Source organism: Oceanobacillus chungangensis (genome assembly GCF_003369565.1).
GTDB lineage: Bacteria > Bacillota > Bacilli > Bacillales > Amphibacillaceae > Oceanobacillus > Oceanobacillus chungangensis.
In genome coordinates, this window is record NZ_PIOD01000011.1 from 300,861 (window position 1) to 320,587 (window position 19,727).

The 19,727-nt window shown below is 35.3% G+C and carries 21 protein-coding genes; 6 read left to right on the forward strand and 15 right to left on the reverse strand.

The features are described 5' to 3' along the window. Positions 1-51: 51 nt before the first annotated feature. Entirely contained in the window at positions 52-1,128 is a 1,077-nt protein-coding gene (locus tag CWR45_RS11530) for a CAP domain-containing protein (RefSeq protein WP_115750011.1), read from the reverse strand. A gap of 428 nt (positions 1,129-1,556) precedes the next feature. Here CWR45_RS11530 and CWR45_RS11535 point away from each other — a divergent pair, with 428 nt between their 5' ends. After that, positions 1,557-1,940, forward strand: a complete 384-nt coding sequence (locus CWR45_RS11535; RefSeq protein ID WP_115750012.1) for a YugN family protein — start codon at positions 1,557-1,559, stop codon at positions 1,938-1,940. Between the two features lie 50 nt (positions 1,941-1,990). Here CWR45_RS11535 and CWR45_RS11540 read toward each other — a convergent pair whose 3' ends face one another. The 7 genes from CWR45_RS11540 to cyoE all read right to left on the reverse strand — a co-directional run bounded on the left by CWR45_RS11540 (position 1,991) and on the right by cyoE (position 8,500). After that, positions 1,991-2,446: a DUF420 domain-containing protein gene (locus CWR45_RS11540; protein WP_115750013.1), complete on the reverse strand. Its 456-nt coding sequence runs from the start codon at positions 2,444-2,446 to the stop codon at positions 1,991-1,993. A gap of 110 nt (positions 2,447-2,556) precedes the next feature. Continuing rightward, positions 2,557-3,450: a cytochrome c oxidase assembly factor CtaG gene (gene ctaG, locus CWR45_RS11545; protein ID WP_115750014.1), complete on the reverse strand. Its 894-nt coding sequence runs from the start codon at positions 3,448-3,450 to the stop codon at positions 2,557-2,559. 128 nt (positions 3,451-3,578) lie between these two features. Continuing rightward, entirely contained in the window at positions 3,579-3,902 is a 324-nt protein-coding gene (gene ctaF / locus CWR45_RS11550) for a cytochrome c oxidase subunit IVB (RefSeq protein ID WP_115750015.1), read from the reverse strand. 3 nt (positions 3,903-3,905) lie between these two features. Further along, positions 3,906-4,529 carry a cytochrome (ubi)quinol oxidase subunit III gene (locus CWR45_RS11555; RefSeq protein WP_114916264.1) on the reverse strand — a complete coding sequence of 208 codons (624 nt, stop codon included), beginning with the start codon at positions 4,527-4,529 and terminating at the stop codon, positions 3,906-3,908. Between the two features lies 1 nt (position 4,530). Continuing rightward, the gene (gene ctaD, locus CWR45_RS11560; protein WP_115750016.1) at positions 4,531-6,387 is read right to left on the reverse strand and encodes a cytochrome c oxidase subunit I; all 1,857 of its coding nucleotides are present in this window, start codon (positions 6,385-6,387) and stop codon (positions 4,531-4,533) included. A gap of 51 nt (positions 6,388-6,438) precedes the next feature. Continuing rightward, positions 6,439-7,497: a cytochrome c oxidase subunit II gene (gene coxB, locus CWR45_RS11565; protein WP_115750017.1), complete on the reverse strand. Its 1,059-nt coding sequence runs from the start codon at positions 7,495-7,497 to the stop codon at positions 6,439-6,441. Between the two features lie 64 nt (positions 7,498-7,561). Beyond that, complete coding sequence (gene cyoE, locus CWR45_RS11570) at positions 7,562-8,500, reverse strand: heme o synthase (protein WP_115750018.1); 939 nt, start codon at positions 8,498-8,500, stop codon at positions 7,562-7,564. Between the two features lie 476 nt (positions 8,501-8,976). Between cyoE and CWR45_RS11575 the strand changes: the two genes are divergently transcribed. Continuing rightward, positions 8,977-9,927 carry a COX15/CtaA family protein gene (locus CWR45_RS11575; RefSeq protein ID WP_115750019.1) on the forward strand — a complete coding sequence of 317 codons (951 nt, stop codon included), beginning with the start codon at positions 8,977-8,979 and terminating at the stop codon, positions 9,925-9,927. 73 nt (positions 9,928-10,000) lie between these two features. Here CWR45_RS11575 and pyc read toward each other — a convergent pair whose 3' ends face one another. The 3 genes from pyc to CWR45_RS11590 all read right to left on the reverse strand — a co-directional run bounded on the left by pyc (position 10,001) and on the right by CWR45_RS11590 (position 15,335). Beyond that, positions 10,001-13,444, reverse strand: coding sequence for a pyruvate carboxylase (pyc, locus tag CWR45_RS11580; RefSeq protein ID WP_115750020.1), 3,444 nt, complete (start codon positions 13,442-13,444; stop codon positions 10,001-10,003). A gap of 51 nt (positions 13,445-13,495) precedes the next feature. After that, entirely contained in the window at positions 13,496-14,614 is a 1,119-nt protein-coding gene (gene ftsW, locus CWR45_RS11585; RefSeq protein WP_115750021.1) for a putative lipid II flippase FtsW, read from the reverse strand. Between the two features lie 439 nt (positions 14,615-15,053). Next, positions 15,054-15,335 (reverse strand): Fpa/YlaN family protein, encoded by a 282-nt coding sequence (locus CWR45_RS11590; protein ID WP_115750101.1) that lies wholly within the window; start codon positions 15,333-15,335, stop codon positions 15,054-15,056. A 143-nt stretch (positions 15,336-15,478) separates the two neighbouring features. On the opposite strand from CWR45_RS11590, the gene CWR45_RS11595 reads away from it, so the two are divergent. Beyond that, positions 15,479-15,961, forward strand: a complete 483-nt coding sequence (locus CWR45_RS11595; RefSeq protein WP_115750022.1) for a hypothetical protein — start codon at positions 15,479-15,481, stop codon at positions 15,959-15,961. Between the two features lie 236 nt (positions 15,962-16,197). Further along, complete coding sequence (locus tag CWR45_RS11600) at positions 16,198-16,797, forward strand: YhcN/YlaJ family sporulation lipoprotein (protein ID WP_115750023.1); 600 nt, start codon at positions 16,198-16,200, stop codon at positions 16,795-16,797. 71 nt (positions 16,798-16,868) lie between these two features. Here the strand turns inward: CWR45_RS11600 and CWR45_RS11605 are convergent, their stop codons facing one another. Further along, entirely contained in the window at positions 16,869-17,165 is a 297-nt protein-coding gene (locus CWR45_RS11605) for a hypothetical protein (RefSeq protein ID WP_115750024.1), read from the reverse strand. A gap of 274 nt (positions 17,166-17,439) precedes the next feature. Between CWR45_RS11605 and CWR45_RS11610 the strand changes: the two genes are divergently transcribed. Beyond that, positions 17,440-17,649: a YlaI family protein gene (locus CWR45_RS11610; protein ID WP_115750025.1), complete on the forward strand. Its 210-nt coding sequence runs from the start codon at positions 17,440-17,442 to the stop codon at positions 17,647-17,649. A 45-nt stretch (positions 17,650-17,694) separates the two neighbouring features. Here CWR45_RS11610 and CWR45_RS11615 read toward each other — a convergent pair whose 3' ends face one another. Continuing rightward, a complete protein-coding gene (locus CWR45_RS11615) occupies positions 17,695-17,991 on the reverse strand; it encodes a YlaH-like family protein (protein WP_115750026.1) in 297 nt (98 codons plus the stop codon). A gap of 284 nt (positions 17,992-18,275) precedes the next feature. Between CWR45_RS11615 and CWR45_RS19840 the strand changes: the two genes are divergently transcribed. Further along, on the forward strand, positions 18,276-18,446 hold the full coding sequence (locus CWR45_RS19840; RefSeq protein ID WP_170138845.1) for a DUF5325 family protein: 171 nt from the start codon (positions 18,276-18,278) through the stop codon (positions 18,444-18,446). Between the two features lie 7 nt (positions 18,447-18,453). Here CWR45_RS19840 and CWR45_RS11620 read toward each other — a convergent pair whose 3' ends face one another. Both CWR45_RS11620 and CWR45_RS11625 read right to left on the reverse strand, forming a co-directional pair. Further along, the gene (locus CWR45_RS11620) at positions 18,454-19,260 is read right to left on the reverse strand and encodes an inositol monophosphatase family protein (RefSeq protein WP_115750027.1); all 807 of its coding nucleotides are present in this window, start codon (positions 19,258-19,260) and stop codon (positions 18,454-18,456) included. Between the two features lie 80 nt (positions 19,261-19,340). After that, positions 19,341-19,535 carry a hypothetical protein gene (locus tag CWR45_RS11625; RefSeq protein ID WP_115750028.1) on the reverse strand — a complete coding sequence of 65 codons (195 nt, stop codon included), beginning with the start codon at positions 19,533-19,535 and terminating at the stop codon, positions 19,341-19,343. Between the last annotated feature and the right edge of the window lie 192 nt (positions 19,536-19,727).

Here is a 19,727-nt window from a genome sequence, read left to right on the forward strand (position 1 = left end):
TACTAAATAATTTATGCGGGCTACTGACACTACGTGCAAGAAAAAAAGAACTTACAGCGGTTTCGCCAGAAAGTTCTGTGTGTAATAAAGTTTATAAACACCAACACCTAAATGCGTGTATTCTTTATTAAACAATGCCTCACGATGCCCTTCACTATTTAACCAACCTTCCATCGCTGCTGGTGCATCAGTATATTCCGCAGCAATATTCTCCCCGGCTGCAACGTAAATCACTTCTTCAACGGCTAATCTTTCTTTAAGTCCATCCCCATTTAAGCTATCATGTGAAAAGTAATTATTTTCCTCCATATCTTTACTATGTGAAAATGCTACTTCAGCTACTGGAACATCCCATTGTAAAGGCTCCAATCCTTGTTGATCTCGAAAAACATTCGTAATATCAAATACTTGCTGTTCCATTCCAGCCTCGATCTTTTCCCATTCCCCCACAGTTAAATGTGGCTCTTCAGGTAAATCACCACGATAATGTAATTGATATGGACGATGCTTTAATAATATATCTGCAGTTAATACACGAATTGATGATAATTGATTTGTAAAAGTATCAAAATAAAATTGTGCAAATACATTGTCATTAAGTTTCACCAATGGCCGCATTTTCAGCTCGTCATTCGTTAGTTTGAACGTATACGTTGAAAACCCTTCATTAAAAGATACTTCATTATTAAAAGAAAATTTTTCATCTAAAGAAGTAAAGCTTTGTCCAACGGAAGCACGCTCATCCGTTAAACTATTCCCTGTTGCATATATCGTTTCAATTTGATTGTTTTTAATGCCAAATTGAATATAATTTGTTTGATAATCGGTATACACCCACCATTCATAGCCGTATGCACTAGTATCCCTTCTAATTGGTTCACCATATTTATCAATCAACCGCTCGATCGACCCACCAACCCATCCATATAAATCTCCTTCTATCGGAAGCTCACTTTGTTTTTCATCGTACTCAGGAGGAACTTTATTCCGCATTGTATTGGTCTTTTCTTTGGCTACACTCCCAACACTATCGATTGCATCATTTGGTAACAGATTCTTTTCTTCTAAAATGTAAAAGGCTATGAAGGCGATGATAGTAATAAATATTAAACTTCGAATAAATTTCATGCTTTATTCTCCTTTTGACTCAACGTGATAATCCAACTAGCTGTACTAATCACTCTGATTAACTAAATAGATTTCGGTATTTGAGCTTTCGACTGCCAAATCGTATGCTTCTTTTAAAAATTTGGTTGCGCTTATCTATGAAGAAAGATTTATATTATTAACTTCCAGGTCTAATTCTTTGGAATTCAATTTAATAGAGTTTATGTTGAACAAAAGTATTTATACTATTTTCGCCTATAATAATATAGAAAAAATGTATTCCACACAATGGATTACATATAGCTACACTTTGCTTAAGTCTAAGTGCACTCTTGTATCGAGAAAAATTTCAAACTTTCTTAACTACCTAAATAAATTGTTTTTAATTGCAACTTAAGCGTTTTCGTAATATGATTAATAGAAGATGATTAACATAAGAGGTGTATATAATGAGACTAGAAAACACAGGTATCGAGGATATTGTTGTTGATTTAAAGCCTTTGGATCACATTACCGGAAAACATGCCTTTATCCGCGCAGGTCAGTGGGATTATGAACGAGTAACATATGATTATAAGATTGGTTCCAAGGAAAAAAACATTACATATTATGTTCGTATCCAAGGATATGCTCTTGAAGGTGATGTCGATAGAAGAAATGCCGTAATTAAATTACTTCCACCACTTTTAGGCAAGCATTACTATCCACATGGAATTGAATACGGAGAAGAAGAGAATTTCCCAGAAAGTCTTGTTGAACGAGCAAATACTTTAGCTTCGAAACTAGCAGACGAACTTACAAGCTTTAAGAAAGAAGTAACGGAAAACAATTAAATAAAAAGTTGGAAGCATATCGAGATAAAGCTTCCAACTTTTTGTTTTACTTAGAATCCCCAGATTGCTCGGAATAGATTCGTCGTTTCACCAACATCCCAGAAGATATATAAGAATAAATACACCATCACACCAGTTATCGCGGTAAAGAACCAAATCACTGCAGTCACTGGTCCAACTTTTCTATGTAATTTAATCTTTCGTTTGAAAGCCAACGTAAGGGTAACAACTACAAAAACCGCACCAGTCGTTGCTAAAATAATATGGAAGATTAAAAAGATTGTGTAATAGATCTTTAAATCCTCGGGTCCACCAAAGCTCGTGTTTCCAATAAAAATTGTCCGTGACATATAAATAATTAAAAAAAGCAATGCACTAATAGCCGATGCAATCATCGTTATTTTATGCGCTTTTGCCTTCCCTTTAATTATTAAATTCCAGCCAAATGCCATTAAAACGGCACTTATAATAATAAATAATGTACTAATAGTTGGTAAAAAAGGCATCTTGAACACTATTCCTTTCAAAAAAAATAATTAGAAATGAAGGCCTAACTAAAGGCTTCGAACGGTCACATCAAGCTCCTAAACTATCCAGCAACTCGAGTGAATGTTCTTTAAGAATCAGATGGTAATGGATCAACTCTCAAGCTTTCTTTTGAAAACCATTTAAAGAAAATTCCTGCTAGAATAAATCCATAGGTAATTTCTTGAATAACCTTCATTACGATTCCACCTAATTGCTGGTCCTCTAGGACATCCATCGAAGTAAATAACCCTGGACCAGTTAAATTACTGGATATGCCCTGTAACACATCTCCCGGCACACACAGACTTAATGCCGTTATCCATGCCCCACCACTCGAATAAGAAGCGTAAAGTGGTTCTGCTGCAAATATGATAATTACACAAGCTGGTGTCATTAACACTGCACTTACAAATACATAAGCAATTTTAAGTAATGGTTTTAACCGATCCAGTTCCATGACAGGAGCAAGAACTGGCAACCACATATTAAATGCTGCGATAAATAAAACTAAATGAATTAAAGTATGAGCGATCGGTGACGATTTCGAAAAATCAAACACAAATGGGACATGATAAAAACTAAACAGACTATAGAATAATAATACAGATATGATTGGATTTGCAAGTACCTTTAACATCGGTCTTATAAATGGAGCATAAATAAATTTATGCCAAATCCATTCTGGTATTCCTTTAATAATAAGAATTGGAACGATTAGGATATAAATTGCCATTTGTGTCATATGTGCTGTTAGTGTAATATGCGACATTAAATCAACTGGTGAACCCTTTACAGCATAAATTAACAATATCGCAATATAAAATGAAATTTGTTGTTTTAAACTTGGCTTATCCTCTCCACCAAATCGATGTCTGTATGGTCCTGTAATTAATGCGTACGCTACTACAATGAGTATTAGAAAGATCAAAAAATAAGGACTCCACAGCGCACGAAAACCAAAAATTTGTAAATTTAACCACATGTTAGCTCACTCCAATTATTGGAATTATTGCCTTTCTTTATATTATACCTGTTCATTTCTACTAAAACGACTAATATTGTGACGATTTTAGTAAAAAAAGATCGGAGTATTTAACTCCGATCATATCATTACCACCATATTATTGTTGCCATAGTTAATGCGACTAGAATAGCAACCCAAATGCCGCCATAAATTAATGCAGCTGGAACTTCATGGCCTTCATCCTTCATATGCATGAAATAGTAAAATTGGAAGCCGACTTGCACTACAGCTAATATTAAAATCAATGGAACAGCATAGATTGCTTCTAAACCACTAGCAACTACTGCAAAAGCGACAACAGTAAAGGCAATCATTAATACAAATGTAATAATTTGTTTCTTCATTTCTTCTTTATTTTGTTGTTTTTGGAAAGAATTAATTTTATCAATATTCATATTCTCGTTATTCATAAATTAACTCACCGCTCCCATCAAATATACAACCGTAAAGATAAACACCCAAACAACATCAATAAAATGCCAGTATAGACTAAAAGTGTTGTACTTTGGTGCGTTATATAAATTAAGTCCACGTTTAGCATTCCGAACCATCAGTGCAATTAACCAGCTAAGTCCGAATATAACGTGACCACCATGGAAGCCTACTAACGTATAAAACGCTGATCCAAATGCTGAGGAACGGAATGTAAAGCCATATTCTGTTATATAATGTGCAAACTCATATAACTCACAAGCTAAAAATCCAATTCCAAGCAATGCAGTAATTCCAAACCATAATTGCATCTTTTTAAAATCATTGTTCTTCATATGGTAGATTGCATATACACTAGTTAATGAACTAGTTAATAATAATACTGTCATAAGAAATACTAATTCTAACCCAAATAATTCCTGAGAGGTTGGACCGCCTGCTGTTGAATTTCTTAGAGCAATAAATGTTCCGAAGAAACATGCGAACAGAACAGTCTCTCCACCTAGGAAAAACCATAATCCAAGGAACTTGTGTTTCCCCTCTGTAGTAGCCTTTGACGGATCATGTGGCATTGTTTCTGGATTCAAGGAATGATCTTGACTCATATCAGTCAGCCTCCCTTTCAAGGTCTTCTTTGTGTATATGATAACCGTGGTCATCTTTTAGTGATCTAACAACCATTGTTCCAAGAGCAAGTGCCATTCCAAAGTAAACCGCAAGTAACCATACATTATTATCTACTTGGAATATAAATCCAATAGAAGCAATGAAAAATCCAATTGTCATAATAAATGGATATATTGATCCATTTGGCATATGAATATCAACTACAGGTTCTGCTGGTGTCATTTTTCCTTTTCCTTCTGTTTTTTCAATCCACAATGGATCCAAACCACGAACTAAAGGAAGCTGCTTAAAGTTGTATTCAGGTGGTGGTGAAGGTATTGCCCATTCTAATGTACGTGCATCCCATGGATCCCCCGAAACCTTTTTACCTTTTACAGCAGTATAGACTACGTTTATTAATACGACGATTGTACCAAGCCCCATCAAGAAGGCACCAATCGTACTAATTAAGTTTCCTGTATCTAATCCCTGGTTCTCCAAGAATACCCAATAACGACGTGGCATGCCCATTAACCCTAGGAAATGCTGAATAAAGAAAGTTAAATGGAAGCCTATAAAGAATAGCCAGAATGATAGCTTACCAAGGCCTTCGTGTAAGATTCTTCCAAACATTTTTGGATACCAATAATGTGTTGCTGCAAATATACCAAACACTACCCCACCAACAATTACATAGTGGAAGTGGGCGACAACGAAATACGTATCATGGTATTGGTAGTCAGCTGATGCAGCACCTAGCATTACACCTGTCATACCACCAATCGTAAATGAAGGAATAAATGCCAATGCCCAAAGCATTGCTGAGTTAATCGTTATACTTCCGCCCCACATTGTTGCTAACCAGTTAAATATCTTAATTCCGGTTGGCACCGCAATTGCCATTGTTGCAACAGCAAAAATTGCGTTTGCAACAGGTCCAAGTCCAACCGTAAACATATGGTGAGCCCATACCATAAATCCTAAGAATGCGATTAAGAATGTTGCAAATACCATGGATGTATATCCAAATAAACGCTTCTTAGAAAACGCTGGAATAATTTCACTAAAAATACCAAACGCTGGCAGAATCAAAATATAAACTTCAGGATGTCCAAATATCCAGAATAAATGCTGCCAAATAATTGCATTACCGCCCAAAGCAACATCAAAGAATGCCGATCCAAACATTCTATCAAACATTAGTAAAAACAAACCTACAGTTAGTGCTGGAAATGCAAATAAAATTAAAATACTTGTAACAAATGTTGTCCATGTAAATAATGGCATACGCATATAGGTCATACCAGGAGCACGCATCGTTACGATAGTCACAATGAAGTTAATACCACCCATTAATGTTCCCGCACCCGAAAGCTGAAGACCCATAACATAAAAATCCACCCCATGCCCTGGTGATTGGAGCGATAACGGTGCATATGAAGTCCAACCTGCATCAGGAGCTCCTCCGCCAAAGATCCAACTTAGGTTTAGAAGAACTCCTCCAAAGAAGAATAACCAAAAACCTAATGAGTTTAAAAACGGAAATGCAACATCTCGCGCTCCAATTTGTAAAGGCATAATTGCGTTCATAAACCCAATTAATATCGGTGTGGCTGCAAAGAATATCATTGTAGTTCCATGCATCGTAATCATTTCATTATACAAACCTGCACTAATAAAATCATTCTCAGGTTTAATTAATTGAATTCGTATTATTAGAGCTTCTAATCCCCCAATTAAGAAGAAGAAGGCGCCGGCGGCAATATACATATTACCAATTTTCTTATGGTCTACTGTCGTTAAATAATCCCATAAAACAGCACCAAAGCCCTTTTTTTGAGTAGTTGCTATACTCAACTTATAAACCTCCCTTTTGTCTCTCATCCCATTTTAGCTTCTTAAATTTCTTTAATTAATTCCTCCTACGCTTTCAGGAGTTACTTCTGATGGTTTCAATTGCATTAAATATGCCGCAATACTACTTGCCTCGTCCTCAGACAAATTCGGATACTTTCCTGTCATCTTATTACCAGGTTTAATAGATTCAGGATCCATAATCCAATCTACTAAATTCTCTTCGGTAGGCTCTAAGAAACCAGCAATTTTCGTACGGTCACCAAAGTTGGTTAAGTTAGGACCTACTGCTGATGGTGATGATCCGATAGCATGACATCCCATACAATTGTTCGCTTCAAATAATTCTTTACCCTCCTGAGCAACTGCATCCTGTGGCTCGTCAGCAGGATCAACACTTTGCATATCCGCAATCCACTGATCAAATTCTTCTGGACTTACAGCAATTACTTTAAAGTCCATCAGTGAATGTGATGGTCCACATAATTCAGCACATTTTCCCCAATATACGCCTTCTTCATATGCTTCAATATACATTGTATTTACGTTTTCAGGATTTACATCCATTTTCCCAGAAATACTTGGCACCCAGAAAGAGTGGATCACATCAGAGGATTGCATATTCAAATATACTTTTTCGCCAGTAGGAATGTATAGATCCTGACTCGTTACTACTTCTTCGCCAGCATAGTTGAAATGCCACCAATACTGATTACCAGTAACTTCAATATTGATACTATCACTTGCCTCTGATTCATCCGCTAAATCAAAAACAGTCATTACAGCTGGAACTCCCATGATAAGAACTAATACAATCGGGATTGCTGTCCATACCATTTCAAGGGTGTGATTACCTTCTACTTGTTTTGGTATGTAATTTTCTTGACCCTTCTTTCGACGGAATCGAACTAATACGATTGAATAAACAATGATTACTACTAGAAATACTACTACCATGATTAATGTTGTCAGTATAATCATATCCATCGATGTATCTGCACCGTACCCCTTTGGATCAAGCGCCGTTAAGTTTTCTTTACCACAAGCCGCTAACACAAGGGATAGAATACTCAACATCAGAACTGCTCTAATTTTCCCCATCCAACCATTCATGAATTATACCTCTCTTTCTCCTTGTTGATTCCTTATATATTAATAAATAAATTAAGGACTATGATTAGAATATTGGTAATGTGACAATTACCATCAATAAGAACATCACGGTTAAATAATTAAGAGAATAAAAGAAAATCATATTTGCCCATTTCAGATTATCCTTAGTGAAAAGTCCTCTAAAACCAATAATTAACCAGGCTATATTAAGAATTGTAGCGATTACAACAAACGTCGTTCCCAAGGAAGTTAATAATAATGGCAACGGTAACAAGCAAGCAATGTATATTACAATCTGTCGCTTAGTAAACTCGAAACCATAGACTACGGGAAGCATTGGCACATTCGCCGCTTTATAATCATCCCTCTTCTTCATTGCTAACGAAAGAAAATGTGGTGTTTGCCAAATAAACATAATTAAAAATAAAGCAATTGGTACAATATGTAATTCAGGACTAACAGCTGTCCAGCCAATTAATGGAGGCACTGCCCCTGAAAAGCTACCAACAATCGTATTAAGCGTATACTTTCTTTTAGACCACATCGTATACAACACAACATAAATAAACCAACCAATAAATCCAAATATTGTTGCTATTATTGTGGTTAAAGATAATAAAATAAATCCAATAAAACTAGTAATAATCCCCATAATTAGGACAGATCTTAAAGTAAAGTAACCAGTTACAGTTGGTCTGTTTTTCGTCCTTGCCATTATTGGATCTATATCTACATCATACCAGTTATTAAGAATACAGCCACCTGCGATTATTAACACACTTCCAATCATCGTCAGGAAAAAAGTATCCCAATGCATCGTGATGGAGGTATTAGTAAAGAAAATTGCTAACCAAAATCCGGTAAAGGCTGTAATTAAATTTGAATTTATTATCCCTATTTTAATTAGTGATTTTAACTCCGTAAATAGTTTTTTTATCTTTGCACTATTTGAATCCGAGGTATGTAGATCCATTTCAGAATAGGACGTTTCCACTTTATCCATTCTTGTCCCCCTTTCCAATACACGAAATGTATCGTTTATTGTGGAATAATAGAAATGAATCCGTTTTATAAATCACTAATAACTCAATTGTACCATGGATAGTTAATTGATTCTAGGTAACTACTTCATAATATTTTATATTTATAGATATCTTACTAACAAATTGTGACAAAATATTGAATTTTTTATTTCTTCCTTGTAAATATCAATATGTATGCAGAAAACAAAACAAGTAGTGAATTCCTTACCATTATTGTGTTTAAGAGTTTTATAATATTTCCTTCTATACTATTTCTAGCAAACTCTTTCCAATAATGCAAGCGGTTTTTTACAATAGACAACGTGAGAATATTATTAATTATGTTAGAATAGTATTTAAATCCTAGATACTTTTATTAAGATGCAAAGTAATTTTGTTTAATATAAAATAACTGGATTTAATATTATCTTAGAGATTGAAAAGTGAGGACTACATAATGATTAAATACTTAAAGTGGTTATCTGTAATTGCTACGATTGGCATGCTCTTTATCCTCTTAGGTGGCGCACTTGTAACAAAAACAGGTTCTGAAGATGGTTGTGGAGATAGCTGGCCGTTATGTAATGCTGAATTTTCTTTTGAAATGGTTGTGGAAGTCAGTCACCGTTTAGTTACTGGTGGTGTTGGGATTGTTGTTCTAGCACTTTCCATTCTTTCATGGAGATTAATTGGACATATCCGCGAAGTAAAACTGTTATCATTTTTATCCGTTTTCTTTATTGTTTTACAATCTTTAATTGGTGCGGCAGCCGTAATGTGGGGCCAATCTGATTTTGTTCTGGCTTCACATTTTGGTATATCATTACTTTCATTTGCATCTGTATTTTTACTAATGCTACTTATCTTTGAAATTGATAAGAAATTCGATGCAGATTCACTCTTCATTGAAAAAAGACATCGAACAGAGATATTCGCCTTATCCATTTATACACTAATCGTCGTGTATACTGGTGCATTAGTGCGGCACACAAATTCAAATATGGTTTGTGGAGACTGGCCATTCTGTAATAATGGAGCACCACTTAGTTTCACAGACTATAACTTTCAGCAATGGGTGCAAATGGGACATCGATTACTGGCAGGCATCTTATTTATTTGGACCATTCTTATAGTTGTAAAGATGGTTAAACATTACCGTTCGAGTAGAGTAATGAGATGGGGATGGAGCATAACGCTTGCGCTCATTACCTTACAAGTATTCTTTGGCGCGATGATTATTTTTACAATGCTCAATCTTGGAATCGCCTTAATGCATGCACTTGTAATATCTTGTTATTTTGGAATGTTAAGCTACTTCATTCTTCTGTCAGCCAGAAGCGCAAGACAAGAGAAAATGTTGGCAGATTCGGACTATAAGAATGATCTGTTAGATAAGCAGATTAACTAACCACATAAAAGCTAGTGAGTATAACAAGGAAACAGGAAGGAGAATCTGCAGATTCTCCTTCCTGTTTATTAGATTATTCTAATTCAACTAGTAAATCTCCCACTTCAATCGCATCCCCATTTGATACGTAGATAGCTTTTATAACTCCTGTAAATGGGGCTTGAACCGTTGTCTCCATTTTCATTGCTTCAGTAGTCATAATATAATCACCTTTTGTTACTTGATCCCCTGGTGCACAATTTACTGATAAAACTGTACCCGGCATCGTGCCACCAATATGCTTTTCATTCCCTTTTTCTGCTTTTGGTCTTGTTGTTAATTTCGATTCTACACTGTTATCCTTGATTTTTACTTCTCTAGATTGGCCGTTTAATTCGAAATAAACAACACGTGTTCCATCTGGTTTTGGCTCAGAAATGGAATTTAGCTTAACGATTAATGTCTTCCCTTTTTCAATTTCTACTTCAATAACTTCTTCTAAATTCATCCCGTAGAAGAATGTTGGTGTATCCAGTACCGACACATCACCATAGGATTCAATGAATTTATTGTATTCCATAAATACCTTTGGATAAAGTGCGTGTGCAATCACATCAAAGCTTGATACTGGTCGATTCAGTTCTTTAAACAAATAATCTCTCGTTTGTTTAAAGTCAACTGGTTCTAATAACTCACCAGGTCGAACTGTAATCGCCTCTTTTTCCTTCAAAATAATCTTTTGTAACTTTTCTGGGAAACCTTGATATGGTTGTCCAATGTATCCTTGCGCAAATTCAATAACAGAATCTGGAAAATCAATTGTTGCGCCACGCTCATAAACATCTTCTTCTGTTAAATTATTCTGTACCATAAAGAGTGTCATATCTCCAATAACCTTAGAAGATGGGGTTACCTTAATAATATCACCAAACATTTCATTCACTTGATGGTACGTCTTTTTGACTTCATCCCAGCGTTCTTCCAGTCCAACAGCCTTTGCTTGCTGCTTTAAATTACTATACTGTCCGCCAGGCATTTCATGGAAGTATATCTCGGTATGTGGTGCCTTCATTCCACTTTCGAAGTCTTGATAATATTCACGGACACCTTCCCAGTAGTTTGAAATTTTTTCATAGTTACCAATGTTAACCTTAGGCTGACGGTCTGTTCCTTCTAGAGCATGATATAACGATTGTGCACTAGGTTGCGACGTAAGTCCTGCCATTGCACCTGTTGCTACATCGACTACATCAACCCCCGCATCAATTGCACGAGCATAGGTTACAACTCCATTGCCACTAGTGTCATGCATATGCAAATGAATTGGAATATTAAGTGTATCCTTCAAGCTAGAAATTAATTGATATGCTGCTTCTGGCTTTAATAAGCCTGCCATATCTTTAATACCTAGAATATGTGCACCAGCATTTTCAAGCTCTTTAGCTAAGTTAATATAATAATTCAGATCATATTTTTTGCGACCAACATCTAAGATATTTCCTGTATAACACATCGTAGCTTCTGCAATTTTGTTATTTTCTCTTACTGAATCAATCGCAAGCCGCATACCTTCCACCCAGTTTAAACTATCAAAAATTCGATAAACATCAATACCGGCATTAGCACTCTTTTCAACGAATTCACGAATTAAGTTATCTGGATAGTTCTTATAGCCAACCGCATTGCTCGAACGCAGAAGCATTTGGAACAGAATATTCGGCATTTGCTCCCTGAGCTTAATTAATCTTGTCCATGGATCTTCTTTTAAGAAACGATAGGCAACATCAAATGTTGCGCCGCCCCACATTTCTACTGAGAACAGATTAGGTAACAGACGTGCTGTTGGTTCTGCAATTTGTAAAATATCCTTCGTTCTAACCCTTGTTGCAAATAAAGACTGGTGTGCATCACGGAAGGTAGTATCCGTTAGTAAAACTTCTTGTTCGCCGAGCAGCCATTTCGACAATCCCTCTGGTCCTTCTTCATCTAGAATTTGTTTCGTACCACGCGGCATCTCTTCAAAGCTATCGACCACGGGTATACTTAATTTAGTAAATTGTGGTTTATTCTTTTTAATTGTACCCTCTACACCATTAATCGTCGCATCCCCAATATATGTAAGCATTTTCGTTCCACGGTCCTTACGTGTTGGAAAAATGAATAATTCAGGGGTTTTATCGATAAACGTTGTATCACATTTTCCTGTCAGAAATTGCTCGTGTTGAATCACATTTTCTAAAAATGGTATGTTCGTTTTAATACCGCGGATTCTGAATTCCTTTAAATTTCTAATTGCCTTACTTGCTGCTTGTTCAAAACTCATTGCCCAGATAGATACTTTTACTAATAATGAATCATAGTGTGGAGAAATGACTGCACCTTGGAACGCATTCCCAGCATCTAATCGGACACCAAAGCCTCCGCCAGAACGGTATGCGACAATCCTCCCTGTATCAGGCATAAAATTATTTAATGGATCTTCAGTCGTAATTCGAGATTGAATCGCATATCCACTAATTCGAATGTTTTCTTGCTCGGGAATATTAATGGACTCATCGTGTAAGCCCTTACCCTCAGCTACTTTAATTTGTGTTTGAACAATATCCACACCTGTAATCATTTCTGTAATTGTATGCTCTACTTGAATACGCGGGTTAACCTCGATAAAATAAAACTCTTTATCTGTTACTAGAAACTCAACGGTCCCTGCATTTAAGTAATTCACTTTTGACATCAATTGCACTGCAGCATCACAGATTTCTTCACGCAGTTTGTCTGTCAAAGATAAACTCGGAGCAATTTCGATAACTTTTTGATGTCGACGTTGGATGGAGCAATCACGATCATACAGATGCACGATGTTCCCGTTTTTATCACCAATAATCTGGACTTCAATATGTTTTGGATTTTCAATTAGTTTTTCTAAGTATACCTCATCATTACCAAATGCTGCTTTTGCCTCTGATTTTGCACGATCATATGCTTCTGATACACTTTGTTCATCTTCGACAATTCGCATTCCTCTACCCCCACCGCCGAGAGAAGCTTTAATAATGATTGGGTAGCCATAATTATTTCCAAATGCTTTTACATCTTCAACAGATTCAATCGGTCCATCACTTCCAGGAATGATTGGAATTCCTGCATCCAACGCTTGTTCTCTAGCCTTCACCTTATCGCCAAACATATTTAAATGTTCACTTGTTGGACCGATAAAAATAAGTCCCTCTTCCTCACATCGTTTAGCAAACTGAATGTTCTCAGATAGGAACCCATAACCTGGATGGATTGCATCTACATTTACACTTTTTGCTAAGCGAATAATTCCCTCAATGTCCAAATAAGCATCAATAGGCTTCAATCCTTGACCAATTAAATAAGCTTCATCCGCTTTAAAACGGTGGAATGAGGAATTATCTTCGTTTGAATAAATTGCAACTGTACGAATGTTAAGTTCTGTACATGCTCGAAAAACACGAATTGCAATTTCACCACGATTTGCGACTAAAACCTTTTTAATTTCTTTCACTTCTGTCATATTGATCCACCCCTGTTAGAATTATTTGTAGTTATATAAAGTGAGATAAAATTAACTGCGTTCATGCTCTTTTCTCTTTACATTCATTGCTACGTTATTTATTATTCCCATAGAAATAAGTAAAACGAATAATGATGAACCCCCATTACTAACAAATGGTAGTGGAACACCAGTTATTGGGAGTAGACCACTTATTGCTCCTAAATTGATGCATGCTTGAATTCCCACCATTGAGGATATTCCAATTGCTAGCAACGCCCCAAAACTATCTTCGCTTTTTCTAGCAATAAATATTCCCCTTAACACAATAATCGCAATTAAGCCTATCACAATGATGACACCGATAAATCCTAATTCTTCAGCAACTGTTGCCATGATAAAATCAGATTCTGCTTGCGTTAAGTATCCGAGCTTCTGTACACCTTGTCCAAGTCCCACACCAGTAATTCCTCCAGTCCCTATTGCTAAATAAGACTGAATTAATTGATAGCCATCAGAATCCGGAGTTTCAAAAGGCTGATATGCACCGGTAAATCTAGACAGCCGTTCATCTGTTACCATATATGGAATAGCTAAAATAACAAGCCCAACTCCTAATACAATCAAGAGTGACAAATGCTTGAATCTTATACCTGAGCTAAAAATAACAGAACAAGCGATTAGGAAGATAATCGAAGCTGTACCAATATCAGGTTGCAAAACGACTAAAGCTAGGACTATTCCAGTCATGATTAGCGGGGGCAAAACACCTTTAGAAAAATTATCTAGGTAGGATTGTTTTTTTGAATATACAGAGGCTAAATACATAATCAAAGCTAATTTTGCAAATTCTGCTGGTTGAAGACTTAATGGCCCTAATCTAAACCATGATTTTGCATTATTTACCACTGATCCAAAAATCAAAACACCAAGCAGCAATAGAATAACCCCAAAAATAATCGGTTTTATTAATTTCTGATAATGCTTGTATGGAAATATGCTAGTAACAGTAAATCCAACTAACCCGATAGCAAACCACATTGCTTGCCGCTTAAGGTAGTAAGTACTTTCTAACCCTTCAACTACAGCTGATACCATACTCGCGCTGTATATCATAACAAGTCCAAAAGCAGTTAAAAGTAATGGTGTAATTATTAATGTAAAATCATAATCTTTTAATCTCTGAATCATCTTACTACTTCTCCCCACTTAATATGTATTTACAAGAGGAAGTTCTAATCGTTCACACAAATGTGAATAATCGATTGTCTAATGGTTACAAATTTTATTTGAAAACCCGTATCCTTGAAGCAACAATTATCTCGATTTCCTCCGCTAATTTCCAGAATAGTTTGATAAGTGTAGATGAATTAGAAATTTTAATAAGTATATCACATTTATTTAAATAGTGTAATATTTTAAATTTATTATTCTAATTTCATCATTCCAAATTTAACTTTTGCCTATGATAAATGTGACCAGACTACATTTATTACGATATAATAGAGGTAATAAAGTTACTTCATCATAGCTTAAAAAAACAAGTATTTTAGACAAAAAAACCTTGCCATGTTCCTCTAGGGCAAAGTTTTTGTTAAAAATTTAAACGCCGAAATGCATTGTTGAGTGTTCACAAAGTTTCTTGTGATGCCTCATGCAATATATTAAGCTTTTTCTCTAAATTATCAAGAAGGGCTTTACCTTCAGTCTCATCAATTAATTGCAAGCGAATTGCAAAATCTATTTCTCTAGAAAGTCCAAACATTTGCGTATCCAAAACATCTTCATAAACAGGACACTGTGGCATTGTTAAGTTTTGAATTTGAACCTCTATAAGTCGTAAAATCTTATCTGCATCAGCCTTTAGAAGGGCATAGGCATTTTCACGATGATTTATAGTTACCTCCGGCATCAATTTGGATCATCCCCTCCGCTAAAACACTCTCTTTTATACTATATTATCGTTAGATAAAAGAAAATGCAAATGAAATAAAGTGAAATATTTCGTTAGGTCTGGTATTCTTGACAAAGATACATAGATTAGGGGGAAAGAAAATGATCATTCCGATTACTGGAAGCGTTTGTTATACAATAACACTTGATCCATCTGTTTGGATTTTTGATGATCGAAAAATCAAAATTGAAGAAGCCTTTAGCGAATCCGTGCCTCTTTCAGAATCTAAAAATGAACTTGAAAAAGCTTCACAAAGATGGGAACGAGCAATTAATCCACCTGTAAACAAGGGTATTACAAGAGTTGAAGGTGAAGAAATTTTAAAGCATTCTTACGTTATGCCGATAAAAGATTTCATAAAAAATGCTGAAATCAAGCCAGAGGCTGTCAATGCTACTCTCGTTACCAGCGAGAATCCCGAAAATGATATTACCATTACGTTGCAGGAATTAGAGGAAGGATATTTACAATTTGCATTGAATGGCAAACCATTGAAAAGTGATGGTCCTGCATATTTCTTCTATCATGACGGCTCAAATAAAGATAACCCAATTAGAAATGTGAAAAAGATTATTATTAATTAATGCTTATTTTAAGCTGGTACTAAATATAGTAGCAGCTTTCCTTATCTGTAATAGAAAGATCCCAAGATACGTTATTTCAATATATGACACAGTACTGTTGCGTACCTCCCAGACTTATCCCCTCAATATATCTCGCTATTTTTGTAATTCCACTCTTGTTCTTCGATTTACGGTATATTTTTTCCTTTTCCAACCAAAATAACAATATTGAAAGTTATTAGGAGGGAAAATATATCATGAGATTCTATCTAAGTGTCTTTCTTATCATAATTGTGCTGATTGTTACCGGTTGTACAAACAGAAATGAAAGTTCCCTTGCACCTGAATCACAAAATGATAATCAATTGATGCAGGTCAAGAATTCTTCGCCCACAGAACAAAAAGAACTATCCAATAATGAGATTGCCAATCATTTAGCCGATCTTGCGGCTGGCGTACCAGATGTAAATGGTGCCTCTGCTGTTGTTGCTGGACCATATGCTGTCGTAGGTATAGATGTGGATAAAGATCTTGATCGAACACGCGTCGGGGCCATTAAATATTCTGTAGCAGAAGCACTTTATCATGATCCATACGGCAAGACCGCTGTCGTTGTAGCTGATGCAGATGCAATGGAAAGAATTCGTGGAATGGCAAATAAAGTCCAGCAGGGATATCCAGTCCAGGGCGTTGTAGATGAATTAGCTGAGATTGTTGGCAGATTTATGCCTGAATTTCCAGTTAATGAAAATCGGCCAACCGAGCCAGATCAAAATAAGCAATCAATTCCACAAGAGGATAAGAGCAGATTAAAAAATGTGGAAGATGAACAATCCAACCACCATATAAATCATTAATCATTCAATAATAAATAGCATAAGAACGTAGCAGCTAGGACAATCTTTAGCCTAGCTGCTACGTAATTGCATTATTTCGGCTCGTCTTCTTCCTTTTTTTCATTATAATACTGTACACCAAATTGCGATCCTTCTGACACCATTTTAGAATTTTCCAATTGTTCGTGTTCGATACTTGGCACTTGGTCTGGTACACCCGCATTATCAAAAATTGAATATTGTTTCTCTGTATTGAATAACTTATTTTTTAGATTTCGAAAATTCTGTTTCAGTTTTTGCCTATTTCCTTTCTCTTTTAAATAATACCCTGCAACGGAAGCTCCAATTGCACTTACTGCACCAATACTTGAAAGTAAACGTTTATTCATCAAATCATCCCTTCTTTAGAAAGAGCATTTGTATTTATCTTCCCCATCTGATTTATTTTAAAACATGCGCATACCATCGTTTGGGAGAAAGCCTACGTTTCATTTACTTGTTAAGAAAGTGTTATAATTCCTTAGCAGCCAAGTAATTATTGGTAATTCGGCTACATAGCAGCAAACTTTAAAAAGCAGTATAAGAAAAGTAACTTTCCACTAATAGATGGCGATCCTTTATGTTATACTTATTAACATACTTTTGTAGTTTGAGGTGACAATCATGCAAGTTAAATGTTCGCTTTGTGATCATGTAGAAATCATTGATGATAATGCCCCGAAGGCTAAGCGATTAAGAAATCGCCGAATTTATATGTATTTATGCAATCCTTGTTATGAAAGAATAGAATATAAAACAGCAAAACGACACGATACAGGTAATTTCCATTTATATCGAGAACAAAAGAAACCGGAAGATTTTTTTAATCATTAGAACAAATATAGACACATAAAAATGCCAAGGGACCTTGGCATTTTTTTATGCATTATGATTAGCCTTACGCTGAAAATGGAGCCTCATACGATAGATTGCAAGTACGATTATGATAATAATCAAACTTTCCGTCATTGGCATCCTTAAAACACTGAAAACCGTTATAATATATGTACCAACAAAGAGCATTGCGTAAACGAATATATTTTTTAATAGTGAAAGTTTTCTGGCAAAACCTAACTTAAAAGCAATTGCTGCAAGAACAAGATTCATAAAATAGAATATCCAGAAAATATTATCTGTACCATTGTTTTCTAAAATCAAATCAAAAAATATACTCAATCTCTTCCCCCATTTCATATAAATTGTTACTAAAATCAATTCACTTTTCTAGTTTATCGAACTACAATTATCGCTTTATATAGAATAGTAAAACCTTTCATCTAACTTGCAACAATTCAAACTCTTCGTATATCATACTAAATCTTCTCATTTCCTGCCAGTTAATGTTTATGATTTCGACTGCTGTATTTTTGAATCCCTTTACATTTTACTATATACTTAAATTATTAGCATTGGAATGGATTTGATTACAGAATAAATACATTAAAAGAGGTGTATAAAACGTGAAAAGAGTTAATGTTCCAATGTTGCTGCTATCTATGCTAGTAATTGCAATGTTTCTTGGAGTAGGACTTTCAATCGCATTACGTAACATCTGGCTTATCTTGATATTTTTAATTTTAGGATTCTCACTAATGTCCATTGGCATAGCAAGAAAAAAGAAAGTGACATGATGTATTGTCACTTTCTTCCTTTCTCAATAAACTGAATAATCTCCTGTTGCAAACCTTGGTTACAAGTCAGTACGGAATTCTTCTCCAACATATCGAGGGTAGCACCATCAATATCAGTTGTCACTCCGCCAACTTCATTTACAATAACAATTCCCGCAGCGATATCCCACGGAGCAAGACTCATTGTTAAATACCCATTAATAATTCCTTCTGCTACATATGCAAATTCAAGTGCTGCCGATCCATATGTTCTGCTTCCTCTTATCTTACGAACGAACTGTTGCATTACCAACTCATCTACTAAACGATTTTCACATAACCAATAATGATTTAACCCAATGATTGCTTCATCAAATCTTACATTCTGCGCTAATGGTGCTAATTTATTCTCGTTTTTATATGCGCCTTCCGTTCTCTTTGCATGATATAAATTGTCTTCCATTACGTCGTAAATTAATCCAATTTCACCGATTCCATCATGATAAATACCTACAGATATTGCAAAATTTCGCTTCTGGTGGACAAAATTCATCGTCCCATCAATCGGATCAATAATCCATACCGTACCATCTAAAGATGTGAGCTTATCTCCATATCCTTCTTCACCAATAATATGGTGTTCAGGAAAAATTTGATTTATTTTCCCAACAAAATATGCTTCAGTTTCTTTATCCATTGTTGTAACAAGATCATTTGGATTTGACTTTGTATCGATTATTAATGGATCATCAATTTTTGCTCTTATATTTTTACCTGCTTCTAATACCCATTCCTTAGCTTGATTATATATTGCTTTTCGTTCTTCTGTATTCATCAATATACCCCCATTTACCTGATATTAATATTGTATCAAATAGAATGGGGTGCGTCATATTAATCTATCTAGAATCTTAGCTATGCTTCATTTTCTATCTCAAGCATCTGGCTTCTCAGTGATTCTAGTCGCTCTTTTGTTTTAATAATTTGTAAACTATCTTTCTGCTGCATTGCATCAAACAATGTAACTAATTCATAATCAATTTCCATTCGAATAACCGGTAGCTTTTCTTCCGCTTCTTTTCTCTTTATTGCTTCCATTACATATTTCACTTTGTTCACAACCTTTCATTTAGGTCTTTGCCATCGATTTTACTTTCTTATATTTTATGATTTACACTGTGATTCGTTCATCTAATTTTCAGAAATCCGCTATTTATTTTATATCTTTTCCCAAATTGGGCCATATTTAAACATTGCTCAATTATATTCTCTGGATACAGGTTGATATTACTTGACTTCCCC

Coding starts and splice junctions, on each gene's coding strand:
- CWR45_RS11605 (WP_115750024.1), bottom strand. CDS start 17,165: ATGAATAAACGTTTACTTTCAAGTATTGGTGCAGTAAGTGCAATTGGA.
- CWR45_RS11530 (WP_115750011.1), bottom strand. CDS start 1,128: ATGAAATTTATTCGAAGTTTAATATTTATTACTATCATCGCCTTCATA.
- CWR45_RS11590 (WP_115750101.1), bottom strand. CDS start 15,335: ATGCCGGAGGTAACTATAAATCATCGTGAAAATGCCTATGCCCTTCTA.
- ctaF (WP_115750015.1), bottom strand. CDS start 3,902: ATGAATAACGAGAATATGAATATTGATAAAATTAATTCTTTCCAAAAA.
- coxB (WP_115750017.1), bottom strand. CDS start 7,497: ATGAATGGTTGGATGGGGAAAATTAGAGCAGTTCTGATGTTGAGTATT.
- cyoE (WP_115750018.1), bottom strand. CDS start 8,500: ATGGATAAAGTGGAAACGTCCTATTCTGAAATGGATCTACATACCTCG.
- CWR45_RS11610 (WP_115750025.1), top strand. CDS start 17,440: ATGCAAGTTAAATGTTCGCTTTGTGATCATGTAGAAATCATTGATGAT.
- ftsW (WP_115750021.1), bottom strand. CDS start 14,614: ATGATTCAGAGATTAAAAGATTATGATTTTACATTAATAATTACACCA.
- CWR45_RS11620 (WP_115750027.1), bottom strand. CDS start 19,260: ATGAATACAGAAGAACGAAAAGCAATATATAATCAAGCTAAGGAATGG.
- CWR45_RS11535 (WP_115750012.1), top strand. CDS start 1,557: ATGAGACTAGAAAACACAGGTATCGAGGATATTGTTGTTGATTTAAAG.
- ctaG (WP_115750014.1), bottom strand. CDS start 3,450: ATGTGGTTAAATTTACAAATTTTTGGTTTTCGTGCGCTGTGGAGTCCT.
- CWR45_RS11540 (WP_115750013.1), bottom strand. CDS start 2,446: ATGCCTTTTTTACCAACTATTAGTACATTATTTATTATTATAAGTGCC.
- CWR45_RS11595 (WP_115750022.1), top strand. CDS start 15,479: ATGATCATTCCGATTACTGGAAGCGTTTGTTATACAATAACACTTGAT.
- CWR45_RS11575 (WP_115750019.1), top strand. CDS start 8,977: ATGATTAAATACTTAAAGTGGTTATCTGTAATTGCTACGATTGGCATG.
- pyc (WP_115750020.1), bottom strand. CDS start 13,444: ATGACAGAAGTGAAAGAAATTAAAAAGGTTTTAGTCGCAAATCGTGGT.
- CWR45_RS11600 (WP_115750023.1), top strand. CDS start 16,198: ATGAGATTCTATCTAAGTGTCTTTCTTATCATAATTGTGCTGATTGTT.
- CWR45_RS11555 (WP_114916264.1), bottom strand. CDS start 4,529: ATGAGTCAAGATCATTCCTTGAATCCAGAAACAATGCCACATGATCCG.